Source organism: Burkholderia sp. WP9, assembly GCF_900104795.1.
Taxonomy (GTDB): Bacteria; Pseudomonadota; Gammaproteobacteria; order Burkholderiales; family Burkholderiaceae; genus Paraburkholderia.
This window is the reverse complement of the sequence record NZ_FNTG01000001.1, coordinates 4,657,641-4,676,945: the sequence shown is the minus strand read 5'-3', so window position 1 is coordinate 4,676,945 and position 19,305 is coordinate 4,657,641. Positions and strand designations below refer to the sequence as shown.

Here is a 19,305-nt window from a genome sequence, read left to right as displayed (position 1 = left end):
GAGCACTCTCGATCGAACCGTCGTCCGCGCTGTTCAGCTTTTCACATTCGGAGACGGTTTTTCCATGACTCAATCGGCTAAAGCAGGCCAATCGGCATTCCGCGCGCAACTGCTGACCTTCAACGGCGATCCCGCGCAATCGCCCAACGCGGCGGTCTTCAACGAGGACGGCCTGCTGATCGTCGAAGACGGCCATGTCGTCGCCGCGGGCGCCTATGCTGCGCTCGCGCCGCAACTCGCGCCCGGCACCCCGGTCGTGGAGATGCGCGACAAGCTGATCGTGCCGGGCTTTATCGACACGCACATTCACTATCCGCAGACGGACATGATCGCCTCACCCGCGCCGGGTTTGCTGCCGTGGCTGGAGACGTACACGTTCCCGACCGAGCGCCGCTTTACCGACCCGACCTATGCGCGCGACACGGCGAGCTTTTTCGTCGAAGAACTGCTGGCGTGCGGCACGACCACCGCGCTCGTGTATTGCACGGTCCATAAGGAATCGGCCGACGCGCTCTTCACCGAGAGCGAAGCACGCAATCTGCGCATGGTGGCGGGCAAGGTGCTGATGGACCGCAACTGCCCCGAGTTCCTGCGCGACACCGCGCAGTCGGGCTATGACGACAGCGCCGAGCTGATCGGCCGCTGGCACAATCGCGGCCGCCAGATGTACGCGCTCACGCCGCGTTTCGCGCCGACTTCCACCGAAGCGCAACTGGAAGCATGCGGCGTGCTGGCGGGCAAGCATCCGGACGTCTTCATCCAGAGCCATGTCGCGGAAAATCACGACGAGGTGAAATGGGTCGCCGATCTGTTCCCGGGCCACCGCAGCTATCTGGACATCTACGATCACTACGGGCTGCTGCGCCGCCGTGCCGTGTACGGCCATTGCATCCACCTCGACGAAGAAGACCGCAAGCGGATGGCGCAAACCGGCACGGTCGCCTCGCACTGCCCGACTTCAAATCTGTTCCTCGGCAGCGGCCTGTTCGACTTCGACAAGGCCGATAAAGCCGGCATGCCGATCGCGCTGGCGACGGACGTAGGCGGCGGCACCTCGTTTTCGATGTTGCAGACCATGAACGAAGCGCACAAGGTCGCGCGTCTGACCGGCCATCATCTGACGGCCACGCGCATGTTCTATCTGGCCACCGCAGGCGCGGCCGAAGCGCTCGACCTCGCGGACAAGGTCGGCACGCTAAAGCCGAAGTCGGAAGCGGACTTCGTCGTGCTCGATCCGCGCGCGACGCCGTTGCTCGCGCGCCGCACCGCGCGCACCGAATCGCTGGAGGAACTGCTGTTCGCGTTCGCGCTGCTCGGCGACGATCGCGCGATCTACGAAACGTATGCGGCCGGCAAGCGCGTGCATCGCCGCGACGATGTTCGGCAACATGCATCCGGCGCGGCGAAAATCGCGGCTTGAGCTACGTGATTCACGCGGTTGAATAAACAAACGGCGCTTCGATAACGAAGCGCCGTTTTCATTCATGCCCGCCGTGAACCCGCGCCGGATCGCGCAGGCCAATCAACGCTGCATGCACACCTCATGCAGCGCATTCAGCCGCCGCACCGGATCGGCGACATACGGATTCGATTCGTCCCACGCGTAACCCGCCAGTACCGCGCTGATCATGCGGCGAATCGACGGCGTCTGCTCCGGATAGAAAATGATGTCCTGCAGCGAGCCCGTGTACCAGCGCTCGACGAAAGCGCGGAACGTATCGATGCCCTTGCGCAACGGCACGTCATAAGCAGCCGACCAGTCGATCTGTTCGCCGTCCAGTTGCCGGTTCAAGGTCTGCACAGCAAGATGCGCCGAGCGCAGCGCGATCGTCACACCGGACGAAAACACCGGATCGAGAAACTCGCCCGCGTTGCCGAGCAACGCGTAGCCCGGCCCGTGCAAACGCTCCACGTTCGCCGCATAGCCGCCGATGTGACGCACCGGCATCAAAAACGGCGCGTTGCCGATCAGGCGGTTTAGCGTCGGCTCCTGCTGGATGAGTTCACGCAGTTTCGCGTCGCGTTCGGCATCCGGCAGGTCGAGAAAACTCGCCTCGGCAACACAACCCACCGACGAACGTCCGCCCGCCAAAGGAATCATCCAGAACCACACGTCGCGACGCTCCGGATGCGTCGCCACGCAGATCTTGTTGCGGTCGGTCACGCCGGCCGGAATGCCGTCCTGCACATGCGTGAAAATCGCGGCGCGCGTCGGCATGCGCGTCGGCGCTTCGAGGTTCAGCAAACGCGGCAACACGCGGCCGAAGCCGCTCGCGTCGAACACGAAACGCGCTTCGACCTGATACGCGTGATCCGCTTCATCGACCACATCGACCAACGGCGTGGCGCCGGTATGAACCGCGCGCACCGTATGCCCAAAGCGCACGTCGGCGCCCTGCTCTGCCGCGCAGCGAATCAGAATGTCATCGAACACCGCGCGTTCGACCTGATAGGTGGTGCCCCAGCCCGGCGAGTGCTTGTCGCGGAAGTCGAACGCCGACGACTGATCGCGATACACGAAATGCGCGCCGTTCTTGTACTGGAAGCCGGCTTCGACCACGGCCTGCAGCATGCCGGCCTCTTCGAGGTAAGCCATGCTTTGCGGCAGCAGGCTCTCGCCAATGGAGAAGCGCGGAAAGTGCTGGCGCTCCAGCACCAGCACGGAGCGCCCGGCCTTGCGCAGCAACGCCGCCGCGACCGCGCCTGCCGGTCCGGCACCGATGATCACGACATCGACCGTCGTACGCTTTGACGAATGTGTACTCAAATTTGCCTCAATCGTTTGGCTTGCCCGGAGCAGCGATTCGCTGCATCCTTACATCTCGTTGCAATTACACTCTGACAACAAAAACACTATTTCGCCGGGGAGCCCAGCGTGTCGCCATCTGAATCATCCCGTGTCCCTTACGTGCCGGAAACGGCTTTCGGGATCTGGTTCCTGCGTACCTACACCTGGGAACACCATGTACTGCGGGTCGCGATCAACGACCTCAAACGTCTCATCGACACGCCCTCGCCCGAGGCGCCGGTAATCGTCGACGCCGGTTGCGGCCAGGGTCTGTCCTTCCGTCTGCTCGCCGACGCGTTCGCGCCGCGCCGCATCGTGGGCATCGACTTCCACGAGCCTTCGCTGACGCTCGCCGCGCTCGCGGCCCGCGCCTGCCGCGACAAACTGGCCAATATCGAACTGCTGCATGGCGACTGCGCGAAGCTGCCGTTGCCCGACGCGAGCGCCGATATCGTGTTCTGCCATCAGACTTTCCATCATCTCGTCGAGCAGGAGCGCGCGCTCGCCGAGTTCCGCCGTGTGCTCAAACCCGGCGGCATTCTGCTGTTCGCCGAATCCACGGATGCGTACATCAAATCGTGGGTGATCCGGCTACTGTTCCGTCATCCCATGCAGGTGCAAAAAAGCGCTGACGGTTACCTCGACATGATCCGCAGCGGCGGCTTCAACTTTAGCGAGCGTAACGTCTCGCTGCCCTATCTCTGGTGGAGCCGCGCGAAAGACTTCGGTCTACTCGAACGGCTCGGCCTGTATCGTCCGCAACCCGGCAAGCGTCGTGAAACGCTGGTCAATGTCGCGGCGATCAAAGCCGGCTAAGCCTTACAACGCACCCGGCAGTCATGCAGCAAGGCACGAGCCCGGTGCTTTAAAACAGCGCGGAGCGGCAGCAACTGCGCCGCCTTCCCGCTTTTTCTCGCTACCTCTCGCACGAGTTCGTGCTGATGCGCACGGATCCGCGCTTACTTGCGCAACGTCACCACCTCACCCGTCAACGCCACGCCGGCGATCACCGCGCCCGCGCCGCAGGTGTACTCGGTCGCGCTCTCACGCAATTCGTTCTTGTAATTGCTCTTGATGTTGATCACCGCGTTGCCGCCTTCCTTGCGCGCGCGTTCCTGCAATTCGATCACCGCCGAGAGGAAAACGTGCTGGCACGCTTGCAAGTCGCTCTTGCCGAACGCATTGGTCTTCTTGTTGGTGGCGAACTCGCCCATCGTCTTCGAGACGGCCGGATGGTGCTGACCCGCGAAATACAGCGCGATGTCGTCGCTCACTTTGCCGGGTTCGCTTTGCAAGGCCTGATCGAGCGGATAGTAGTTGACCGTGTCGCGAGCAAAAGCCGGCGCGGTGCTCAGCGTGGTAAACGATGCGAACAATGCGGCAAACAGCACATGGCGTTTCATTCAGACTCCTTGGTCGTTGTTGTTGCTCTGGTGAGTTCTATTGCGTTCTATCCGGATTCGACTCAGTTCGCTTCCAGCACGACGAGTTGCCCCTTCACCGCAATCGCAGCCGCGCTGGGACTGACCCCGCAGGTGAAGTCGGTCGACGAATTGCTCTCGCTGCTATGGAAGCGTGTCGACACGTCGATCACGGCATTGGCGTGGCGTTCGTTTGCCGCCGCGCGCAGCTTCCGCACGGCTTCGGCTAGCGCTTCATGGCAGGCGTCGTCGGGACCGGCGACCTTGCGCGCGATCCGCACCGAGTACGACACGTCGCCCAATTGCGTCCTGACCGCCGGGTGAGGCTGCTGGCCGAAATACACCGGCACGTTGCCGCGCGATTCGCCGCCGGCCGCCGCGAGCGGCAGCGACTTCACTTGCGTGGCGCATCCCGCCTGCGTCAACATCACCACTGCCAGCGCACCCAATACAGCTGTTCTTTTCATTTTTCTTGCCCTCGTTTTTTTAAAGTCGCGGCCGTCTCAGCCGCCCTGCCATGCTTCGAACATCAGGCTCGCGCAACTGCCGCCGAACCCGAATGAAACCGACATCGCCGTGCCGATGCGCGCTTCGCGCGTCGCACGCACGAGCGGCATGTCGGCGACTGCCGCCTCCGGCGTGTCGATTCCCGCCGAGCCCGCGATAAAGCCATCGCGCATCATCAGCAGCGTGTAGATCGCCTCGTGGGCGCCGCTCGCGCCGAGCGGATGCCCGGTCATGCCCTTCGTCGACGAAAACGCCGGCACGCCACGCTCGAACGCCGCGCCGAACACCTCGTTCAACGCGCGCAGTTCCTCGAGGTCGCCAAGCGGAGTAGACGGTGCGTGCATGTTGACGTAGTCGGGCCGCTTGCCCGCTTCGTTCAGCGCGCCGCGCATGGCGCGGGCGATCCCCGCCGCGCGCGGCGCGACCATGCCGGCGCTATCCGTGCAGTCGCCGAATCCGGTGAGTTCCGCGTAGATGCGCGCGCCGCGTGCTAGTGCGTGATCGAGCGCTTCGAGCACCAGCACGCCGCCGCCCGAGGCGATCACGAAACCGTCGCGCTCCGTGTCATAAGGACGTGACGCGCGCTGGGGCGTGTCGTTGAAGCGGCGCGACAGCGCGCCCATTGCGTCGAACATCAACGTCGTGTTGTCGTGCAGCGACTCGCTGCCGCCGGCCAGCACGATCTGCTGGCGGCCGGTCTGAATCAGTTGCATCGCCTGGCCGATCGCGAGCGCCGACGTTGTGCACGCCGACGACGGCGAATAGCTGACCCCTTCGAGCCCGAACACCTGCGCGACATTGGCCGACGCGGTGCTGCTCATAACATGCGGCACCGTGTACGGCGGCACCTTGTCGACGCCGCGAGCTTGCGCGATCGCCACGGCCGCGTCGTAACTGGACATCGTGCCGACGCCCGAACCAATCACCGCGCCGGCGCGCGGCGAGCGCAATGCCGCGGCATCGAGCCCGGCGTCGCTGATCGCTTTGCGCGCGGCATGGCAGGCGAACCGCGCGGTGTCGCCCATGAAGCGTTCGAGCTTGCGCTCGAACAGGGGCTCGCGCGCAACCGACGCCACGCCCGCCACCTGCGAGGCAAAACCACGTTCACGCCAGGCGTCGATCCGCTCGATACGCGAGCGACCCGCGCGCAGCGCAGCGGACACCTCGTCGAGCGTATTGCCGAGACACGACACGATCCCCATGCCGGTCACGACCACGCGTTGCAGCGCCACGCTCATCGAGCGCGCCTGAAAATCAGCGACGTGTTGATACCGCCGAACGCGAAATTGTTGCTCATCACATGCTCGGCATCGATCTCCCGACCCGTGCCGACGATGTAATCCAGCGGTGCGCAAGCCGGATCGACGTTCGTCAGATTCAAGGTCGGCGCATACCAGTTGCGCTTCATCATCTCGATGGTCCACCACGCTTCGAGCGCGCCGCACGCGCCGAGCGTGTGGCCGACATAGCTCTTGAGCGAACTGATCGGCATGCGCGCGCCGAAGGTTTGCGCGGTCGCATGGCTTTCGGCGATATCGCCGCGATCCGTCGAGGTGCCATGCGCATTCACGTACGCGATCGCTCCCGGCGGCAGTTGGGCGTCCTTGAGCGCGAGTTGCATCGCGAGCGCCATGGTTTCGGCGGTGGGCTGCGTCATATGCGCGCCGTCCGAGTTGCAGCCGAAGCCGACAATCTCCGCGTGAATGCGCGCCCCACGCGCCACCGCATGCTCGTATTCTTCGAGCACCAGTGTGGCCGCGCCTTCGCCGACCACGAGGCCGTCGCGCGCGGCGTCGAACGGACGCGGCGTGAGATGCGGCTCGTCGTTGCGCGTGCTGGTGGCGTATAGCGTGTCGAACACGGCGACCGCCGGGCCCGACAGTTCCTCCGCGCCGCCCGCCAGCATCAGCGTCTGCTTGCCGGTCTGGATCGCTTCATACGCGTAGCCGATGGCCTGGCTGCCCGACGCGCACGCGCACGAGGTCGGAATGATTCGCCCCTTCAGATCCCAGAACAGGCTGACATTGACCGCGGTGGTGTGCGGCATCATCTGCACGTAGCTGTTCGACGTGACGTCGCCCATCGAGCCGGTTTCGAGCATCGTGCCGAACGCGCGGATCGGCTGCACCGAGCCCGACGACGAACCATAGGCGACACCCATGCGGCCGTCACTGATGAGCGCATTGTCGGCGAGGCCGGCGTCGGCGAGCGCCAGTTCGCTCGCGCGCACCGAGTACATCGAGACCGGGCCCATCGAGCGGGTCTTCTTGCGCGGATAGTGCGCGGGCGTCGTAAAGTCCGGCAGCGGGCACGCGAGGCGCGTATGCAGCGACTCGAAGTAATCCCACTCGGGCATGCGCCGCACGGCGTTCACGCCGCTCCTCAAACGCGTTTCGATGACGTCCCAGCTATCGCCCAACGCCGTGACGCCGCCCATGCCGGTAATGACGACGCGCTTCATCAGATCATCCCGCCGTTGACGCCGATCACCTGACGCGTGACATACGAGGCCGCATCCGACATCAGGAAGCTGACCACGGACGCCACCTCGGCAGGCTGGCCGACGCGGTTCATCGGCACCGTCTTCAACGCCTGTTCGAGGGGCATGTCGTCGAGCATGCCGGTTTCGATCAGACCCGGCGCGACGCAATTGACGGTGATGCTGCGCGACGCCAGTTCGACGGCGAGCGCCTTGGTCGCGCCGATCAAGCCGGCTTTCGCCGCGCTGTAGTTGACCTGGCCGCGATTGCCCATCACGCCGGACACCGAAGCGATCGTGACGATGCGGCCGCCCTTGCGGGCCCGCACCATCGGCATGGTCAACGGATGGACGACGTTGTAGAACGAATCGAGACCGGTTTCGATCACGATGTCCCAGTCTTCCTCGGTGAGCGCGGGGAACGCGGCGTCGCGGGTCACGCCCGCGCTGCACACGATGCCGTAGTAAGGGCCATGTGCCGCGACGTCCGCTTCGAGCACTTCGCGGCATACGGCGCGCTCGCGCACATCGAATTGCAGCACGCGCGCCGTGCCGCCCTGCGCGGCGATGCCCGTCGCAACCGCGTCGGCTTCGGTGCGTCCCGTGCGGCAATGCACGGAGACCGCGAAGCCGTCGGCGGCCAACTTGTACGCAATCGCGCGGCCAATGCCGCGGCTTGCGCCGGTAACGAGAACACGCCGGCTCATGAACTGAAACTCCCTTCAATGAATGACTGAAAATCGGGCGGTTGAAAAACCTTGATGACCGCTTCGGCGCAATCCATGTCGCCGTGGCGGATCGTGCATTCGTATGCGCCGTGGCCTTCTTCGCTGCGCAGCAGTTCCGTGACGTGGATCGACAGGTGCGCGCCGGCCGCGAACGACGGTTGCAATGCCTTATAGCTGCGCGAGCCGAGCAGCACACCGGGACGCGCTCGGCCGCCGCCGCGCATGGCCAGCAATGCGACGTGCGCGGCGATCGCCTGCGCCATCAGTTCGATGCCGATCCACGCGGGCATCGCGCCGTCGGCATCGGCATACCACGCGTCGGCGCGGACCGTGGCGCGCGCGCTCAGCGTTTCTGCGCTGAACGTGTCCACGGCGTCGATCAGCAACATGGTGCCGCGATGCGGGATGATCGCTTCGATCGGCTGCTGGAGCAGTTCGTCAACGGTGGGCGGCGGATTCATCGCGTGACTCATCGGGCAACTCATCGGGCAAGAACGAGGCTGACGTTGCTGCCGCCGAAAGCAAATGAATTGCTCATCACGTATTGCGCGCCGCTTCGCGGCAGGAAACGTTCGCTCTCGACCAGATCCAGCAGCGGTAATAACGGATCGGCTTCGCCATCCCACAGATGCCGCGGCAACGCCACGGTGTCACGCGCCAGCGTCAGCCACGCGAAGCCGAGTTCGGTGGCGCCCGCGGCGCCGAGCTGGTGGCCGGTCAACGGCTTGGTGCCGCTCGTCGCTACGCCGCCTGGAAAAACACGCGACATCAGGTTGGCTTCCATCTCGTCGTTCTTGCGCGTGGCAGTGGCATGCAGATTCACATAGCCGATCGCCGACGCCTCGACGCCCGCCTCGGCAAGCGCCGCGCGTAGCGCGATCTCGCCGCCCACGCCCTGCGGGTCGGGCGAGGAAATGTGATGCGCGTCGCTCGATTCGCCCACGCCCGCGAGCCGCACTGCCGCTTCGTCGCGGCTCATGAGGAACACCGCCGCGCCTTCGCCGACATTGATCCCGCAACGATTGCGGCTCATCGGATTGGTGCGCGTGGCGCTGGTCGATTCAAGCGAGGCGAAACCCTGCACCGTCAACTCGCACAGCGAATCGACTCCGCCCACCACGACGGCGTCGCACAGGTGCAATTGCAACAGCCGGCGCGCCGACGCAAACGCCTTCGCGCTCGACGTGCACGCGGTCGAAATGGTGAACGCCGGACCTCGCAGGCCGAGCGCGGCGGCGGCGAATGGCGCGGCCGTGCCGATCTCCATTTGCCGGTAGTTGAAGTTGGCCGGCAGATCGCCTGCCTGCGCCTGATAGACGAACGCGGCCTCGGCCGCTTCGATGCCCGACGTGCTGGTGCCGAGCACCACGCCGACGCGGTGCGCGCCGTAGCCCTCGCGGGCCGCGTCGATGGCCGGTGCGATCTGCGCCAGCGCGGCGAGCAGCAGGCGGTTATTGCGGCAGTCGTAGCGGGCGAGTTCGGCGCGCGGCGCCATCTCCAGCGGCGTGAACACGCTGCCGACGAACGCCTCGCCGATTCCCGTATGCGCATTCGCCATACCCGGCGAATGACCGGCGGCGAGCGCCGGCACGATGCTGTCGAGGTCGCCGCCGAGCGCGTTGATCATGCCGAGCGCGTGCAAATAAACTGATGGCGCCTTCATGCGGCCCTCCTTGATTCCGATGGCATGCCTATCGGCGCGAGCAGCACCGAGACCGCGATGCCGAGCGCGAGCGTCGCGCCGAAACTCTTCAGCGCGGGCATCGCGCTCATGCCGAGCATGCCGAACGACAACAGCGTGGTGGCCGCGGACAACAACACCCCCGTCCACACCGCGCCGAGATCGGCGTCCGCGCGCTGGCAGCCTTCGCGCAGGAACACCGCATAGTTTGCACCCACGCCGAGCACGAGCATCAGCGCGAGCCAGTTGAACAGATTGAGCGGTACGCGCGCATAGCCGAATACGGCGAGCGTGACGCCCACGGCAAGCAGCACCGGCAAAGTCACGGCGATGCCGCCGCGCACGCGGTAGCGCAGCATCAACAGAACGAGCACGAGAGCTAGCGCGCCGCCGAGCCACCAACCGCTATCCACGCGATACGCGCCGAACAGTTTCGACACGCTGGCGGCCTTGTCGACGAACACGACGCCGGGCAAGCTCTGCGCCGTCGCGATCAGCGCGGGTTCGTTCTGCGGCGTCACGCCTTGCGGAATGACGACCGCGGCATAGGCTTTCGTCGACGAGTCGACTTCGCCGAGCCAAAGGTGTTTATACGGTTGTGACCACGGTGCCGCGAGCCACGTATCGACCGTCAGCGGAGCTTGCGGTTTCGCATACGCAGCGAGCCACGCGTCGGCGACTTCGTCCTTGAAGCCTGCTTGCAGGAGTGTGGCGCGCAATGCGGCGCGCTCGTCGAACACGTGTTGCGCGAGCAACGCGCGGTCTTCATTCTGCCGTTTCGCGGACGGCACGAATTGCGCGACCGACTGATAGCGGCCGACCTTGTTCGCCGTGCCGTTCAGCGCATCCAGTTTCGTGCCCAACGCTTCGGCGCGCTGGAGCACGAGCTCCGGCGTCTCGCCGCGCACCACGAAAAACTGCGCGCTGTTATCCACGCCGACCGCCGCGCGCACCTTGTCTTCCTGCGCGACGAGCGCCGGGTCACGCTGGATCAGCAGATGGATATCGTCGTCGCTGGTTAGACGCAGCCAGCCGGGAATCGCCAGCAACAGCAGCAGCGCCGCCACGAACCACGCCCGCTTGCCGCCGATCGTGCGATGCCACACCGTCAGCACACGCGCCGCGCCCGCGAACACGCGCTTGGGGCTGCGTTTGGGCGCGCGCGTGAGCAGCGCGGGCAGCAACCACAGCACGGACGCGAAGGCCGTCGTGATGCCCGCCATCGCGAAACAGGCAATCTGCTTGAGCGCGGGAAACGGCACCCAGGCGAGGATCGCGTAGCCGAGCAGGCTTGTCGCGAGCGCCACGCTCAACGCGGGACGCACGGCGCGCGCGCCGCGCCGCGCGTCCCAATCGCGTTGCGCGCCGAGATACACCACGAAGTACTGGATCGAATAATCGACGGCCTCGCCGATCAGGCTCGCGCCGAACACGAGCGTCAACAGATGCAGCTTGCCGAACACCAGCATCGTCACCGCCAGCGCGCAGACAATGCCGAGCGCGGTCGAGACGAAGCCGAGCAGCAGCAGACGTGGCGAGCGGAACACCCACATCATCAGGAGTGCGACGCCGCACAGCGAAGCAATGCCGATCAGATGCACTTCATGTTCCGATGCACTGCGCGCCGCTTCCGCGTAAAACACGGCGCCGGTCCGCGCTACCGAGACGTCGGGGAACGACGGCTTCAACGCGCTTTCGCCTTGGGCCACCGCTGCGAGCACGGCATGCTGCGTCTTCGTCTCGTAGGCGGAACCGGGCAGCGTCGCGACGATCAGCACGCTGGTGGCGGCGCCCTGATGCGCGACCAGCATGTTGTCTTCGAGTTCGAGATTCGAGGTGGCGAGCGGCAGGCCACCGAGCCAGTGTTCGAGCCAGCCGAACGGATCGTCGGCGAGCGGTGTGGTCAGTCCGCCGCGCAGCGGGCTATAGATGCGCTGGGCGAGCGTGTCGCGCAATGTGGCGCCCGCCGCGCCACCGGCCAATGCCGCGCGGTCCGTCGGCGCCAGCAAGCCGAATCGATACGGCATATACAGCGCCGCGATCTGCGACAGATCGAACGGCGGCAACTCCGCCGTCACCGAACCGAACGCGCCGCTCTTTTGCAACGCCGCGCCCAGTTGTTTCGCCGCGGCTTTCGCGTGCGCGTCGTTGTTGCTGGTGACGAGAAAAACGGTGCGGTCGCCGAGCGCGCTCGCGAGCGTATCGACCGCCTTTTCCGCGACGGGATCGGCCTCGGTCGCGGGCAATAGCGCAAGCAGATTGGTTTGCAGCGGCGACGGTCCGGCGAACCGCCAACCGCAATACAGCGCCGCGACGAGCGCGAGCAGCAGCCACGCGGCGCGCATGCCCCACGCCTGTTTCGTGGACCGCTGTTGCAGCATGTCCATTACGGCGCCCCGAGCAAGCCGCGTTCAGCCGCGGTGAGGTCGCTCACGGCCGCGCTCTTCGTGAAGTCGAGCTGGGTGATGTCGCCGTTCGCCAGCGTGATGCGCAAGCTCTGCAGATAGTCGCCGCCGCTCATCGCCAGACCTTTGATCGACTGGGCGATCTGCGGCTGGTTCGGCGTCAGTTGCATGCGCCACTGCGCGGCGCTGCCTTGAGCCTCTACGTCGAATTGCGAGTAGAGCGCCGACAGATCGCCGCCGAGCATGGCGCGCATCATCTTCGAGACTTGCGCGACGCCGCGCGTGCCCTGTGCGCTGTGAGTCGTGACGCGCTGGCCGTTGGCAGCGACTTCGGCGACGCCGGCATCGGTGATGACATAGGTGGCTTTGTAGGGCTTGTCGATCTGCCAGATCACGCCGCGCTCGCGGAAAAATAGCAGCGAGCCGGTGCTCACGAGCGGCTGCTTCATCGCGGCGAGCGTTTGCGTCTGCGTGAATTGCGCGCGCACGCCCTTGGCTTGCGCGAGGTGCGCGGCGATCTGCGAAACGAGTGCGGGGTTGCCCGCGGCAGGCGCGGCCTGGGTCGTCGATGCCGCCAAGGCGGGCTGCGTCCATGCGGTCACAGCGAACATGCTGAGGACGCCCGTCACGCTCAATGCGCTCAATGCTCCGACGAGCACGGCGCGCAATTTCATCGTCCCCATACGCGCTCCAGTTTCTCGAATACGACCGGCGGCGAGACGAACTGCAACTCCTGCGTGGCGGCGTCGACCGCGACCTGGATCGTGTAGCCCTTGGTCAACCGCGTGCCGGACACGCAATCGACGATTTCATAGCCTATTTTCAGGCGGTTTTCGTGTTCGAGCAGTTGCGTGCGCACTTCGATCTGCTGCCCGTAGGTGGCCGGCCGCACGTACTTCAGATGCGCTTCCACGATCGGCCACAGGTAGCCCGAAGCCTGCATCTCGCGATAGTCGTAATCGAACGCGCGCAGAAGCGCCGCGCGGCCGATTTCGAAGTACTTCAGATAATGCCCGTGCCAGCACACGTTCATCGCGTCGACGTCATGGAACGGCACTTCCACCGTCGCGCTCGCACTCAGCACTTTGCGGGAAACGCTCATGCGTTCGATCCTCCGCGATAGTCCTGCAGCAGATCGCACGCGGCAATGCGCGCGGTCAGCGCGCGCAGCTCGTGTTCCAGTGCGCGGTCTTCGTCGACGAATGGCGACTGCGCGCTCACGCTGTCCATAAACGTTCGCAGCGGCGAGGGAACCGGCGTTCCGCTGTCGATCTTCAAGCGCAACCGGGCGGCTTGCACCGTTGCGAGCGTATGCGCGGCGGCGACCTGCTCGGTCAACTCCAGCACGCGCAAACAATCGCGCGCGGCAATCGTGCCCATGCTGACCTTGTCCTGGTTGTGCGCCTCGGTGGAGCGCGAGAACACGCTCGCGGGCATGGTGTTTTTCAACGCTTCAGCGGTCCATGCGGATGACGAAATCTGCACCGCCTTGAACCCGTGATTGATCGGGGCGCGCGCGGACGTGGCGCCCGACAGATTGCGCGGCAAGCCGTTATTGAAATTGACGTCGACGAGGAGCGCGAGTTGCCGGTCCATCAGATCGGCGAGATTGGCGAGCGCAACCTTCAGCGAATCCATCGCGAAGGCGATATGGCCGCCGTAGAAGTTGCCGCCGTGCAGCACGCGTTCATTGTCCGGGTCGATCAGCGGGTTGTCGTTCGCGCTGTTCAGTTCGTTCTCGACATCGCGGCGCACCCACGAGAGCGCGTCGCGCGCCACGCCGATCACATGCGGCGCGCAGCGAATCGAATAGCGGTCCTGCAGACGGTGACCCGGCGTGTCGTCGCGCCCGGACAGGTCGTCCCGAATCCATGCCGCCGCTTCGGCCTGGCCGGCGTGCGGCTTCACTTCGAAGAGCATCGCGTCGAAATGCGCGGCACGGCCGTCGAGTGCGACCGTGCACAGCGCCGTCAGCCGCGCGGTCAGCCGCGTGAGATGATCGGCGCGCGCAAACGCGAGACAGGCGAGACCGGTCATCACGGCGGTGCCGTTCATCAGCGCGAGCCCTTCTTTCGGCGCGAGCGTGAGCGGCGTTTGACCAAGCTCGGCCCACACCTCGCGCACATTGCGCAACTGCCCTTCGAACATCACGTCGCGTTCGCCCGCGAGCGCGGCGGCCACATACGAGAGCGGCGTGAGATCGCCGCTCGCGCCGACCGAGCCTTCCGACGGAATGCGCGGCAACACACGATGATTGACCAGATCGGCCAGACGTTCGAGCAACACCGGACGCACGCCGGAAAAACCATAAGCAAGCGAGTTGAGCCGCGCGGCGATCACCGCGAGCGTTTGCGCGTCGTCGAGATACTGGCCCATCCCGCAGCCGTGATAACGCGTGAGTTGCAGCGGCAACGCTTCGACCAGCTCCATCGGCACGTCGACCACGCAGGCGTCGCCGTAACCAGTGTTGACGCCGTATACGGTCGCGCCCGCGGCCAGATGCCGGCGCAGAAAATCCGCGCCGCGCTGGATACGCGCGCGCCACGCCGGATCGGCGCTCAACGCAACCGGCGTGCGATGCTGCGCGATCGCGACGACCTCTTCGATCGTCAGCTTGCGACCGCCTATGACGACCGCCGCCTTGTTCACGTTGGCGCCCGCATTCGGCACATCGATCAGATCATGTTCGGCCATTTGCGCCTCGCTTGGGGCTGGCCCAGAAATCGAAGAAGTTGAACCATTGATAAGGTGCCTTGCGGCAATAATGTTCGAGCCGCACGGCATAGCGCTGCGCCCACGCGGCGAGATGCTGCGCGCGTTCGCGGCGCGGCAACTCGATGCGCTCGGCGAACGGTTCGAAATACAGGCGGTAACCGTCGTGCTCTTTCAGACAGAAGAACAGATAGACCGGGCAACCCAACGCATGCGCGAGCACATAGGGCCCTTGCGCGAACGGCGCGGTCGAGCCGAGAAATTGCGCCTCCGTCGTGCGGCCCGCTTCGTGCGCGGGCACGCGGTCGCCGACGATCACCAGCAATTCGCCGGCGTCGACGCGCTCCTGCATCATCATCGCGGTCTCGGGCCCGAAGTCGCTGACTTCGAGCAGATGTTTCGCGAACTCGCTATTGGCCGAGGCCAGCACGCTATTGAAACGGCGCGCGTGCTCCGTATAGACGACCGCCGTGACCTTCGCATATGCGCCCTGCGCGGCGAGCGCGCGGGTCATCTCCAGATTGCCGAGATGCGCGCCGATCACGAGCGCGCCCTTGCCGCTCTTCACCAATGCTTCGAACGCCGAAGGATCTTCGAACTTGACGTCTGCATTGTTGACGCGGCCCGACCACGCGGCGAGCTTGTCGAAGCCCGATTGCGCGAACGCCAGCATATGGCGGTACGCGGACAACCAGCCGGGACGCGGCGTGTCGCCCTGCGGCGCGGTCTTGCCGAGATGCCTGAAGTAGTTGCTGGAGGCCTCGCGCGCGGCGCGGCCCGTCAGCAGAAAATACGCGACGATCGGGTGCAGCCAGAGCGCGGTGAAACGTCGGCCGAAGAGCTTGCAGCTGAGCGCGAGCAACGACATGCCCAGATGGCTGCCGCGTTCGGCGATACGCCACCAGTCCTGGTCATTTTCTTTGCACTGCCCATCCGCAAGTGCCGCGCGACGCGGCATCAGCTTGTGCGCGAGCAGCACCGGCAGACGCCACAGCATGCCGCACACGAGCCGCGTATGGCTGCGGCTGATGCGCACGTTGTCCCACAGCACGTCGAAATGCGAGACGCCGTCGCTCGCGTAGGTGACGCGCGTCGGAATCGAACGGAACGCGGCGCGTCGCCAGTACAGACGCACGAGGATCTCGATGTCGAAGTCCATGCGCGTGGGCAGTCGCACGCTGTCGATCAGATTGCAGGCCAGCGTCAGCGGATAGAGCCGAAAGCCGCACATCGAATCGCGGATGGCCAGCGAAAGCGTTTCGATCCACACCCACACATGCGTGAGATAACGGCCGTAGAGACGCGCTTTCGGCACGCTCTCGTCATAGATTGGCCGGCCGAGAATCACCGCGCCCGGTTCGGCGCGCGCCGCTTCAATGAAACGGGGCACGTCCGTGGCGTCGTGCTGGCCGTCGGCGTCGATCTGCAGCGCGTGCGTGTAGCCGACCTCGCGCGCGGCGCGCAGCCCCGCCATCACCGCCGCGCCCTTGCCGCCGTTGACCGGCAGCCGCAGCAGCGTGAACCGCCCTGCGTATTGCTGCGCGAGCGCGGCGAGCACTTGCTGGGTGGCCTCGTCGCTGCCGTCGTCGACGACGAAAAACGGCAGGCCGTGAACCGCGAGATGAGCGACGGTCGCGCCGATCGCGTCCTTATGGTTGTAGATCGGAATGACGATGCATGGGGAGAAGGTCATCACGCCGGCGCCCCGTAGACGATTACACCGGACGCGCATTCGCGACCGTTCGCGCGGTATGCAAACTGCAGGCGCCGGCGGGCCGCGTCGTGAGCGAGCGTGAGCGCGAGCACCGCGCCTGGAGAAACCGGCGCCATGAACTTCAGACGGTCGATCGATGCCACCGCGCGCACGGCCGGCAAGTGGTCGGCGGCGAGGCGCACGGCCCAGTCGACCTGAACGACGCCAGGCAGAATCGGCAGGCCGGGAAAGTGGCCGGCGAAATGCGCGAGCGTGGGCGGCACGCGCAACTCGTAATGCAGTGTGTCGCCGCTGCGCGCTTCGGCCAGCACTTCCACGCCTTCGCTACGCGGCTCGAAGGCGGCCGCCACGGCGGCCACCGGCAGTTTGCCGCGCGCGTCGAACGGCAGCGTGACCCGAAAACGCCAGTGGCGCGGCAGCACCACCACGTCGAAGTATTCGGCGAGATGCCGGCGCAGGATCTTGGCGAGCGCCACGCGGCCTTCGTCGCGCAGCGCCGCACCGCCCGCTTCCGTCAGCGCCACGACGGCGCCGACGCGCTCGCGCGAGGCGCCGGCGAGCGGCACGATCGCCGCTTGCGCCACATACGGATGCAGCGCGAGGCGCGCTTCCAGTTCCGGCAACGACACGCGCTTGCCGTCGAGCTTGAGCACGCGGTCGAGCCGGCCTTGCAGACGGAAACGGCCATCGGCGTCGAAGGCGATCCTGTCGTCGGTACGATGCCAGCCGGCGTGATCGAGATGCGGTGAGCGGACGTTCAGCGCACCGTCTTCGTCGCGGCGCACTGCGATGCCGGATAGCGGTTGCCAGGCATCTGTCTGATCCTGGCGCCGCCACGCTATGCCACCGGTTTCCGTGCTGCCGTAGACTTCGCGCGGCGCGGCGCCATAAGCCGCGGCATATTCCTGCGCGGCTTCAAACGCCAGCGGGCCGCCCGATGAAAAGATCGCGCGCGGCGCCGGCGTCAAGTCCGCGAAGCCAGGCAAGGCGGGCCAGCGAGACAATTGCGCCGGTGTCGAGACGATCACCGCCGCGCCGCATTGCTCGATCTGCGTTTGCAGATGCAACGGCTCGATGCTGATCGCACGGTCGAACGCGCGGCCGGCGGCAAGCGGCCACAACACGCGAAACAGCAAACCGTAAATGTGGTGATGCGGCACGCTCGCGAGCATCGTCGCGTCACCGATTAACGTGCCCCACTGCTGTTCCAGTGTGTGCACTTCGGCGTTGAATTGCGCGAGCGTCTTGCGGATCGGCTTGGGGCGGCCGCTGCTGCCGGAGGTGTAGAGCGTGAGCGGGGCTTGCGGGTCGATTGTGTGAGCGGCGCGAGACGTGTGCGCCGAGGCTGCCTGGGCGTTTGCAGTGCCGGTGGCGGTGGTGGCTGCGGTGGGGTCGAAGGCTGTTCGGGCGTTTCCGGTGCCGGTGGCGGCTCCGGCTTGCGTTGAGGCTGCCTGGGCGCTTCCAATACCAATGGTGGCTCCGGCGTGCTCTGAGGCGGCCTCGTCGCTTCCAATGCCGGTGTCAGTGGCGACTCCGGCGTGCTCCGCCGCGGCTGCATTGACGCGGGCCAACGTATCGAGGTCGGTGTCGACTTCAGCTTCGGCGTTGACACCGAGGTTGGCTCCGGCCGAAAGCTCGAACAGCGGCAAATCCGCATCCGTCAGCACCACGTCGTACGCATCGGCGAGATCGGCGAGATAGCCTGGCGTCGAGTTGGCCGGAATCACCGGCTCCTTGCCGCACGCGAGCAGCGCGAAAAGCGCGCAGGCGAAATCGAACGGATCGTCGATACAGAGTGCGTAGCGTTGCGCGCCCTGCGTTTGCACGAGCGCGATCAACACGGCGACGCGCGCGCGAAACGCCGCGCGGTCGAGCACCTTGGCGCCATCGCGGCATACGGGCTCCTGCAACGCGGCGCTCTCATGAACCGCCGACAACAGATCATGCAACGCGATCATGCCGCCTCCGAACGCGTGGCACGCGGCAGCACGACCAGGTAACGCCAGATCACCTCGGCCACCAGCAGCACGCCGATCAACCCATACGCAATCGCGCCGTTATACAGCGACCAGTTGGCACGGCTCCAATACAACGCGGTATAAGCGGAAAACACGCCGTTCAGCACGAAGAACGCACACCACACCTGCGTCACGCGCCGCGTATGGCGCACCGCCCCCGGCGGCAGATCCGGATTGCCGAGGCGCGCGAATTTTTCGATCATGGACGGCCCGCGCACGAGCGTCGCGCCAAACGCGATCAACAGGCCCAGATTGACGAGCGACGGATACAGACGCAACAGCAATTCGCTATTGGTCAGCACGATCGCCGCCGACGCACAGCTCAGCAGACCGACCACGCTCCAGTCGATCGTGGAGAGCCGCCGCAGCGAAGTCGCGACCGGGCCGCTACCGGCCCAGCGCTGCAGCCAGAGAATCGCAAACAGCATGCAGCCGACGTAGCGCGGCGTGTCCCAGCGCCACGCGCACAGGATCAGCGCGGGGTACGCGAGCTTCAACAGCACCTGCACGACGGTTTTGCCGAAGTGGCGCCCGGCGCCGGGCGAGGCTTCGTCGGCCCGCCGCGCCGCCGCTTGCGTTCGCGAGCGCGCGACGGACATCAGCCTTGTGCCGCGAGCAGGGACTCGACCGCGCCGATCACGTCGCCGACGGTGCGCACCGACTTGAACTCTTCCGGCTTGATGCGGCGTCCGGTCATTTCCTGCAGTTTGATCGCGAGGTCGACAGCGTCGATGCTGTCGAGATCGAGGTCCTCGAACAGATGCGCTTCGGGCGTGACACGCTCGGGCTCGATCGCGAAGTTCTCTTTGAAGATAGCGCGGATGCGCTCCAGAATCTCTGCCTCGGACACGA

At 65.6% G+C, this 19,305-nt stretch carries 18 protein-coding genes; 2 read left to right on the top strand and 16 right to left on the bottom strand.

The window, feature by feature from the left end:
• Positions 1 to 64: 64 nt before the first annotated feature.
• Positions 65 to 1,420, top strand: coding sequence for a guanine deaminase (gene guaD / locus BLW71_RS20915; RefSeq protein ID WP_091799948.1), 1,356 nt, complete (start codon positions 65 to 67; stop codon positions 1,418 to 1,420).
• A gap of 102 nt (positions 1,421 to 1,522) precedes the next feature.
• Here guaD and BLW71_RS20910 read toward each other — a convergent pair whose 3' ends face one another.
• Positions 1,523 to 2,767 carry an NAD(P)/FAD-dependent oxidoreductase gene (locus BLW71_RS20910; RefSeq protein ID WP_091799945.1) on the bottom strand — a complete coding sequence of 415 codons (1,245 nt, stop codon included), beginning with the start codon at positions 2,765 to 2,767 and terminating at the stop codon, positions 1,523 to 1,525.
• Positions 2,768 to 2,875: 108 nt separating this feature from the next.
• Between BLW71_RS20910 and BLW71_RS20905 the strand changes: the two genes are divergently transcribed.
• Entirely contained in the window at positions 2,876 to 3,604 is a 729-nt protein-coding gene (locus BLW71_RS20905) for a class I SAM-dependent methyltransferase (RefSeq protein WP_091799942.1), read from the top strand.
• Positions 3,605 to 3,747: 143 nt separating this feature from the next.
• Here BLW71_RS20905 and BLW71_RS20900 read toward each other — a convergent pair whose 3' ends face one another.
• From BLW71_RS20900 to BLW71_RS20830, 15 genes are all read right to left on the bottom strand, one after another.
• A complete protein-coding gene (locus BLW71_RS20900) occupies positions 3,748 to 4,191 on the bottom strand; it encodes an excinuclease ABC subunit A (protein ID WP_091799940.1) in 444 nt (147 codons plus the stop codon).
• A gap of 62 nt (positions 4,192 to 4,253) precedes the next feature.
• Entirely contained in the window at positions 4,254 to 4,676 is a 423-nt protein-coding gene (locus tag BLW71_RS20895; protein WP_091799937.1) for a signal peptidase, read from the bottom strand.
• 36 nt (positions 4,677 to 4,712) lie between these two features.
• Complete coding sequence (locus tag BLW71_RS20890) at positions 4,713 to 5,954, bottom strand: beta-ketoacyl synthase N-terminal-like domain-containing protein (RefSeq protein WP_091799934.1); 1,242 nt, start codon at positions 5,952 to 5,954, stop codon at positions 4,713 to 4,715.
• Positions 5,951 to 7,177 carry a beta-ketoacyl-ACP synthase gene (locus BLW71_RS20885; RefSeq protein WP_091799930.1) on the bottom strand — a complete coding sequence of 409 codons (1,227 nt, stop codon included), beginning with the start codon at positions 7,175 to 7,177 and terminating at the stop codon, positions 5,951 to 5,953. The genes BLW71_RS20890 and BLW71_RS20885 overlap by 4 nt, the downstream gene beginning before the upstream one ends.
• Complete coding sequence (locus BLW71_RS20880) at positions 7,177 to 7,902, bottom strand: 3-ketoacyl-ACP reductase FabG2 (RefSeq protein WP_091799927.1); 726 nt, start codon at positions 7,900 to 7,902, stop codon at positions 7,177 to 7,179. Before BLW71_RS20880 ends, BLW71_RS20885 begins: the two co-directional genes overlap by 1 nt.
• Complete coding sequence (locus BLW71_RS20875; RefSeq protein WP_091801075.1) at positions 7,899 to 8,384, bottom strand: hotdog family protein; 486 nt, start codon at positions 8,382 to 8,384, stop codon at positions 7,899 to 7,901. Before BLW71_RS20875 ends, BLW71_RS20880 begins: the two co-directional genes overlap by 4 nt.
• A gap of 20 nt (positions 8,385 to 8,404) precedes the next feature.
• A complete protein-coding gene (locus tag BLW71_RS20870) occupies positions 8,405 to 9,586 on the bottom strand; it encodes a beta-ketoacyl-[acyl-carrier-protein] synthase family protein (RefSeq protein WP_091799925.1) in 1,182 nt (393 codons plus the stop codon).
• Entirely contained in the window at positions 9,583 to 11,991 is a 2,409-nt protein-coding gene (locus tag BLW71_RS20865) for an MMPL family transporter (RefSeq protein ID WP_091799922.1), read from the bottom strand. Before BLW71_RS20865 ends, BLW71_RS20870 begins: the two co-directional genes overlap by 4 nt.
• Positions 11,991 to 12,692, bottom strand: coding sequence for a LolA family protein (locus tag BLW71_RS20860; RefSeq protein ID WP_091799919.1), 702 nt, complete (start codon positions 12,690 to 12,692; stop codon positions 11,991 to 11,993). The genes BLW71_RS20865 and BLW71_RS20860 overlap by 1 nt, the downstream gene beginning before the upstream one ends.
• Entirely contained in the window at positions 12,680 to 13,111 is a 432-nt protein-coding gene (locus BLW71_RS20855) for an acyl-CoA thioesterase (protein ID WP_091799917.1), read from the bottom strand. The genes BLW71_RS20860 and BLW71_RS20855 overlap by 13 nt, the downstream gene beginning before the upstream one ends.
• Positions 13,108 to 14,703, bottom strand: a complete 1,596-nt coding sequence (locus BLW71_RS20850; RefSeq protein WP_091799914.1) for an HAL/PAL/TAL family ammonia-lyase — start codon at positions 14,701 to 14,703, stop codon at positions 13,108 to 13,110. Before BLW71_RS20850 ends, BLW71_RS20855 begins: the two co-directional genes overlap by 4 nt.
• Positions 14,690 to 16,414 carry a glycosyltransferase family 2 protein gene (locus BLW71_RS20845; RefSeq protein ID WP_091799911.1) on the bottom strand — a complete coding sequence of 575 codons (1,725 nt, stop codon included), beginning with the start codon at positions 16,412 to 16,414 and terminating at the stop codon, positions 14,690 to 14,692. The genes BLW71_RS20850 and BLW71_RS20845 overlap by 14 nt, the downstream gene beginning before the upstream one ends.
• On the bottom strand, positions 16,414 to 18,393 hold the full coding sequence (locus BLW71_RS20840; protein WP_091799908.1) for an ApeI family dehydratase: 1,980 nt from the start codon (positions 18,391 to 18,393) through the stop codon (positions 16,414 to 16,416). The genes BLW71_RS20845 and BLW71_RS20840 overlap by 1 nt, the downstream gene beginning before the upstream one ends.
• On the bottom strand, positions 18,390 to 19,052 hold the full coding sequence (locus BLW71_RS20835; RefSeq protein ID WP_091799905.1) for a COG4648 family protein: 663 nt from the start codon (positions 19,050 to 19,052) through the stop codon (positions 18,390 to 18,392). Before BLW71_RS20835 ends, BLW71_RS20840 begins: the two co-directional genes overlap by 4 nt.
• On the bottom strand, positions 19,052 to 19,303 hold the full coding sequence (locus tag BLW71_RS20830; protein ID WP_007180827.1) for an acyl carrier protein: 252 nt from the start codon (positions 19,301 to 19,303) through the stop codon (positions 19,052 to 19,054). The genes BLW71_RS20835 and BLW71_RS20830 overlap by 1 nt, the downstream gene beginning before the upstream one ends.
• Positions 19,304 to 19,305 lie beyond the last annotated feature (2 nt).